Annotated in this window: 4 protein-coding genes and 1 pseudogene; all 5 read right to left on the bottom strand. The window is 38.0% G+C overall.

The genetic code is table 11. From position 1 onward, the window contains the following. Positions 1-48 precede the first annotated feature (48 nt). On the bottom strand, positions 49-669 hold the full coding sequence (locus tag HMPREF3168_RS00870; protein WP_035175443.1) for a CadD family cadmium resistance transporter: 621 nt from the start codon (positions 667-669) through the stop codon (positions 49-51). 706 nt (positions 670-1,375) lie between these two features. Next, positions 1,376-1,702, bottom strand: a complete 327-nt coding sequence (locus HMPREF3168_RS00865; protein ID WP_070488015.1) for a putative quinol monooxygenase — start codon at positions 1,700-1,702, stop codon at positions 1,376-1,378. 131 nt (positions 1,703-1,833) lie between these two features. Further along, positions 1,834-3,048: an MFS transporter gene (locus HMPREF3168_RS00860; RefSeq protein ID WP_070488013.1), complete on the bottom strand. Its 1,215-nt coding sequence runs from the start codon at positions 3,046-3,048 to the stop codon at positions 1,834-1,836. A 29-nt stretch (positions 3,049-3,077) separates the two neighbouring features. Then, entirely contained in the window at positions 3,078-6,437 is a 3,360-nt protein-coding gene (locus HMPREF3168_RS00855) for a non-ribosomal peptide synthetase (RefSeq protein ID WP_070488011.1), read from the bottom strand. Next, a pseudogene (locus HMPREF3168_RS00850) lies at positions 6,430-6,820 on the bottom strand (pyridoxal-dependent decarboxylase); the annotation flags it as partial. The pseudogene HMPREF3168_RS00850 and the gene HMPREF3168_RS00855, both read right to left, overlap by 8 nt.

Here is a 6,820-nt window from a genome sequence, read left to right as displayed (position 1 = left end):
GTCAATGCCTTAACTTAATGACATTGCCCATTTAAGGGGCTTTTTTATCTATAAAATAAAGTTTAGAAAAGTCTCTATCGTGCCACTTTCATACATGATGTATAGTCCAAGTAGAATGAATACTAAGGGCACAATGATTCGCTCGTATTTTTCAATTGTCTCGGATATTAACGGAATAGAGGATAGCACCCGACTAAGCTCGCAAAAGATAATTACGCCGATTGCAAACACAAGCAACGCCACGAGGGTCTGTGCCCAATCTAACGAAGCAAAATAAGGTATATAGATACCTAAATTATCTCCGCCAGACGCAATTGTCAGCAATGTAACTGTCCAAAACAGTTGAGTTGCCTTACTTTGTTCTAATCTTTCAATAATTTCTTCCTTTTCTTCTTCCTCACCTTCTCCAACAATTGCAAAGCGAATCCCTAAATAGATAGGGATTAAACCAAGCAATCCAACCATCCATGCTTCAGGCACGAAATTGACGATATAAGCAGCAACTAAACTCACCCCTACAAGTAAGCCCGTGCCTAGATATTGCCCCGCATAAATATGCCATTTCTGTTTATTCTGTGATAGCTGTGCAAATAAAATAATCAAAACAATTAAATAATCTATACTGGTGGAAATATAAACACCAATAGCAGATATGATTGTCTGTCCCATAAAAAAACTCCTGTATTAGTCAGTAATAAATCAGCAGATTTTAGGGGAGCACAGACACATTAATTTAGCTATCGCTAGTGGGTAATGCCGGACGTAAGAAAGCATTTTATCCTCCTCAAAACGTAGTTACAAAATAGTTTCTAACTGGAATTCGGTGATTACTCCCAAGTAAAGTATAACCCACTATACTTTACAAGGTAAAGTGTGGGCTCTACGAGGTAGTAGCGTTCTCCCTTCCTACTGGGAGAACTGCTATTTTTCTGCGCCTATTATCCGGCTAGAAAAACCTCCGACGGGCTATTGCGTAGCGAGCGCATCTCATGCAAAACTCTACCCGAGCGGGGCAAGCTAGTGTTAGCTTAACCACAAAAAATGAATTCAACTATTAGAATGCATTTTTTCAATCGATCTTCGGCAATAGGCTGAAGAATATAAGGGAAAGCAGGGTCACTCATAAACCTCCGCTTTACTTGGAGATGAGCTTCCTTCACCCAATTCAATCAGATCTAATTTTCTCAACCGGACTTTAACAGCCAACATACTTAGACGAGATTCTCAATTGAATGGTGAAGCTGCCAGTTTTATTTACGACATCATGTGTCCAAAGAGCTCACGGCATTGGCTTCATCTCCACTTTACATAGTAAAAGAAAAAGGGTTGAACGACTACTCCGTCGAGTAATCATCCAACACTAGATTAGTATGTTTTATTTTCTGATAAATTGCTCGTCGCCAGCCGCTTCTTCTGCTGAAACATAGCGCTCAACGCTCATGTGCAGGTCATACTTCTCACGAAGCTTGGCCAATTGGCCCATCATTGCTGAAGCGTGGTGGGCATCCAGTGCCTCTTGGTCTTCCCAGCTGTCGATCAAAAGGATGGTTTCCGGGTCATCCAGGGGCTGGAAGTATTCATAGCGCAGGTTGCCTTCTTCGGCCCGGATGGCGCTGGCCACGCCGCTTTCTTCCATCTCAGCCGCGAACTTGCGGGCAGAACCATTTTGGCCGCGGTAGTAAAGGTTGACAGTCAGACTCATTTTATTGCTCCTTCGTTTCTGTTTTCTACTATATAAAAAGAATTCGCTTACAAAAAAGTTTAACATTTCCCAGCGTTTTTAGGCATGAAAATACCCCCGAAATTAGGGTCCTAATCCCGGGGGTTACATAGTTAGTTATTTTCTACCGCATACTTTTTTAAAAGAAGAGCAAAAAGTACCGATAAAGCAGCAATCATCAGTCCCACAAACAAGAAATTCAAGGAATTTTTAGCTTGCAAGATGATTGAAAAAATCCATGTGCCGATTGGCATGAAGAGAACAGCAACAGTAAATACAATTCCAAAAACCCGCCCTAGAAATTCGTTGTCTACTTCCCTTTGCACGATTGAAAAAAACTGAATGTTAAAAATAGTCAAAAGCAGATTAAAAAGCGCGGGGGATAATGAAACGATAATCTGGTTGTGTGAATAAAAGTACAAAATTGGCGCCAAGGCGAGTGCAAGTCCTGACCCGCCCAAAAAGCACATTAACCACATGCTGGACATTTTTTTATTGAGAAAGCCACTCAAAACTGCTCCAAGTAATCCGCCAATAGCTTCTGCCGTTAAAAACATCCCGTACATTCCCTTAGGCATGCCACTAAACATTTGGTTGCTATAAGGCAGTAATAGATTGTAAGCTGCAAGCATGAAATTCACTAGAGCTGACAAGAGAATGATAATTGCGATCTGTTTATGGTCAAAAATATATTTAAAGCCTAGCAGCATATCATTCATCACGCTTCGAACAGTAACTTTGTTATTTACAGCCGGATCTTCCTTTACTGGAGTGATAAAGTGAACCAACAAGGCCGCAAGCGTAAAGCTTATTCCATCTAGCAGCAGCACCCCGTGCACTTTAAGTATTTTGTACAAAAATACCGCGATCATTGGTACTGTAACTTTTACTATCGTACTGCTTATTTCTAACAAAGAGTTTAAACGAGAGATCTGCTCTTCTCTTACAACTTCCTTAGTTACGGCTTTATAAGCTGGCCCAGAAAATGAACTCATAATGGCTAAAATAATGTTGGTTACGACAATGGCATAGATTAGCCATTTTTCTTTAGTAATGAAAGATAGCAAAATACAAGCCAGACCACTTAAAAAGTCAGTCGCGATGACAATTCTTTTTCGGTTAAAGCTATCTGCAACCACACCACCAAATAGATTAAGGAAAATGCCGATTAAGCTTTCCAGTGACTGGTAAATGCCTACCAGAAACAGGGAATTTGGATTAATTCCTGCTAAAAAAGTATTGTTGGCAAAGTCAAACATAACATCGCCTATTTTAGAGATCGTTCTGCTGCTTACCAATAGGCTGATATTTTTGTTCTCTGCTTTCATGCCAGAGCCCCTTTCTTAGTATCTTGCTGCTAATCAAGCGCCTTGGACATGATCAATTCCAAGCGATTATCAACAATGTAGGCCGTTATATTTAATTTGCTTCCGTTCAGCTTTTTAATTTCGGTATTTGTTTCAATTGCTGACTGCTTGATTGTATTAAATTCCTTGCGCGAAACGACCCCAAGATAATCTATCGAAACATAAACTGTATCATCAAAACATCTCACAATTCTTTCCTCATCTGAATTTAGATTTGGAAAATGCTTGTAGCCTACAGCTTTAGGGTTAAACATGTTTTTTTGATAAAAAGCTATTGTTTCGGTCAACTGCTCATCGATATCATCATCAGTAGTTAAGCTGTACGTCAACCCCAGGTGCAAGTCGCCAATTGTTGTGGTGAAGTCCAGTTTTTCTTGAAACTTCCGAATATTGTAGATCAGATTAACTTTGACATTATTCAAAGCAAATTTGTTCAAGAGTTTGTCTCTTAAGTACAGCAAAATTTCAGCATATACATTTTTAGTATCATTGTTCAAATATGTGAGGCTGACAAAATTAACCCGATCTTCAAGCCGCTTAAAAGTTTCCGCTACCTTACGGTCATCCTGTTGCTCAAACTTAGCCATCTCTTTTAAAATTTCTTCCAGATGGTTTCTGGAATAGACCTCTTCAATATACGACGAGTAAGTTTGGCTTGAGTCATATATGCCAAGAATGTATCGTTCCAATGCATCCAATGATGATGAATCACAAATGCTATGGTCAATGGAGTAATGGAGAACAGACTCATTTTCATCTTCAAGCAGAACAAATTTATACAATAATCCGCCATTCTCAATACTTGTTTTGACCAAGTCACTCAAAGTTTTTGAAATATCTATTCTGGCATCAGCAACTTCATATTTGGAAATATTTACAGGCGTGTCCAAAACCTTAAAAGTATTCAGATCTTCTGACAAAACTGATTTAAATACTTCTACCTTAGAAAGTTTATGATAGATTTCCTCATAGCTGATTGAATCTTTTCCAAGATAAATCTTTCCCGTTAACTGACTATTAAAGCCCAAGGAATTGTATATCCTAGCATAGAAAAAAGCAGGATACGTATACTCCACCTTCCTAGTTATAGGAATATTCTTTATTTCATTTTCTCTAAACAGTTCCTTGTCTGCTTTAGAAGCAGGTGATGTCGTCATGTTTTCTATAAATGAAGCTATCTTGTCAACCGTTGGGGACATGTAGATATTAAAAGCACTTAAATCGATGTTCAGCCTTTTTTCTAATTCCAATACCAATTCAACTGAGCGCAGAGAGTCTAAACCAATGTCTAAAAGATTTTCTTCTGAACCTACTGTTTGATTCATTACTGACTCTGCTATGTGTTTCACGGTATTATATATGCCTATGCCGCTTTTCTTGGAATCGTTGCTGCTGATAGATGACTCCTTCATCCCGCTTAAAAGCTTTTTCCGGTCTACCTTCCCACTTGAAGTTAATGGAAATCCCTTGACATTGATATATTTAGAAGGAATCTTGTAAGATACCATATGCTTTTCCAGCATTGTTCTCAAATCACTAATTTTTGTGCCCGTATAAAAGAGAATCAAGGAATCACTATAAAAAACTACTTCAATGTCCCGTGTCGGATCATCAATAATGTTAGATATATTTGCTCTGATATCTCCTAATTCTACTCGAATGCCATGAATTTGAACCTGACTGTCTTTTCTGTCGCGGTACACGAGCAAAGAATCTTGTTTTTCGACAATGTCACCCGTATGGTAGAATACTTCTCCGTCAATTTTTTCAAACTTCTGATCAGTTTGTTCAGCATTGTTGAAGTAACCTGCAGATACCCCTTTCCCGCCTATCAGCAATTCATCTTTAACCAGCATAGTTTTAACCCCAGGCAGATTTTCTCCAATTGGAACTTTTTGCAGTTTTTTAGGGGTATTCCTTACATTGAAGTACGTGGCGTAAACGGTTGTTTCTGTTGGGCCATATACGTTATAGACGTTGACTTTTTTCAAATCTTTTAAAACCAGCTTTAGGAGTTCATATTTAAACTCTTCACCGGCCACTAATAAGTACTTCAACTTATCAATTTTTCGAAGATCTTCTTGATCAGCCAGCTTTAGCAAAAGTCCCAATACAGAAGGAGACAACGCAACATGGGTAATGCCGAATTTCTCAATCAAATCAGGAAATTCTTTATAAAAGTCCTTGTTTTTAGCGGAATAGACGCACACGCTTCCGCCGTTATATAAGAAGCCAAAAATTTCAGTTATTGAAACGTCGAAGGTATCTCTTGTCGAAAATAGGTAGCAATCTCTACTACTTACTGGCGCAATATACTGGCATGCTTCCAATATGTAATTCAAGTTATTTTTGGTCACACATACCCCTTTAGGAACTCCCGTTGTGCCGGAAGTATGGATTATATAAGCCAGTTCATTTTCTGAGTAATCAAGTATCCTGTGTTCCATGCCAAGTGCTTTTGAAACTGCGAGGTCAGAAGCATTTTCGCTAATGTAGATACTGTCTTTAAATTTTTTGCGAATAGGCTCAATTTCAGTAAGTGGGCTGGTGTTGTCAACAGGGATATAAATTTTACCGGCTTTTAAAATTCCGTAAACTATTGGCAACAGTTCATATGTGTGCGGATAATTCACAACAACATAGTCTGAATTAAATTCGAGCAGCTTGTTGGCAATATTATCCGATAATTTGTCTAATTCTTCGTAAGTAAGATTCCTATTTTCTGAAAATACGGCAATTCTTTGCGGATGCTTAATCACATTCTCTTTTAACAGTCGAATTGCCCTATTGCTTGAATGGTAGCGATAAAATCTATTGAACAAGTCATCAACGACTTTCGGTGAATATCCCCAAAATGACTTGTAATTCTGGTTGATTTGAAATAGTTTTGTAAAGTCAGAAAAAGTATTTCCTCCCAAACTAGTAAACTTCTTCAGTACTTCTTCCCAAGCTTGATTGCTATATTCGTCGTATACGCCATTATCATCAAATACTTTCACTTTGGTTGTCAAGATGTTGACAACCAATCTATCTACAACTTGAGGATAGTCGGCTTCTAAGTCAAAACATTCCGGCTGATTCACATAATTCTTGATGGCGTTGCTTATTTTGCTCTCACTCAAAAGCAGCTTATCTTCATATCTTACTTCTTCGTCAATTACAATATTGTTTTCTATCAGAAATTTTTTATATCTATGGTAAAAATCCTCGTCTACAGTTTGATTCGTTATTACACATACATCAACATCTTTTGCGTCTGAATGTGATTCAATACAACTCCCATAGAAAATTTTAGTGCCAGTGATTTTTTCACTATCTAAATATTGCCTTACAAGATCCAACTTATTCATGAGCTATCTCCTTCCCCAACTTTTTAATATAGTTCACCGCAGCACGCAATTCTTTTTCGGTTACATCAATATTTCCGCTGTTATACCGTAAAACAAACCTTTTACTACCGTTAACCATAATGTCAAATCCATGGAAATAATACTCACCGTCTGAAAGCATTTTTCTATATATACTACGGTTAACCTCATTAATTTGTTCGATTTCAGCATCTTTATCAGGAACGTACTGAAAAATAACCGAAAACAGAATATCGTCATTCCCAACATAGAAGTTTATATCGCTATTTAGAATCGCGTAGAATAAATCAGCATTACTGATTCGCGCTTCAACCATTTCTCCAATTTCATGTACGCCTAGTGTAGTGTCATACTGATATCTTAAG

Origin of the sequence: Lactobacillus sp. HMSC08B12 (assembly GCF_001808415.1) — a bacterium.
Lineage (GTDB): Bacteria > Bacillota > Bacilli > Lactobacillales > Lactobacillaceae > Lactobacillus > Lactobacillus delbrueckii.
The sequence above is the reverse complement of the archived record's forward strand: the minus strand, read 5'-3'. Positions and strand labels throughout refer to the sequence as shown.

Excerpts from the sequence above, each read along its gene's own strand:
- HMPREF3168_RS00870 (WP_035175443.1), bottom strand. The coding sequence starts at position 669 with ATGGGACAGACAATCATATCTGCTATTGGTGTTTATATTTCCACCAGT.
- HMPREF3168_RS00860 (WP_070488013.1), bottom strand. The coding sequence starts at position 3,048 with ATGAAAGCAGAGAACAAAAATATCAGCCTATTGGTAAGCAGCAGAACG.
- HMPREF3168_RS00865 (WP_070488015.1), bottom strand. The coding sequence starts at position 1,702 with ATGAGTCTGACTGTCAACCTTTACTACCGCGGCCAAAATGGTTCTGCC.
- HMPREF3168_RS00855 (WP_070488011.1), bottom strand. The coding sequence starts at position 6,437 with ATGAATAAGTTGGATCTTGTAAGGCAATATTTAGATAGTGAAAAAATC.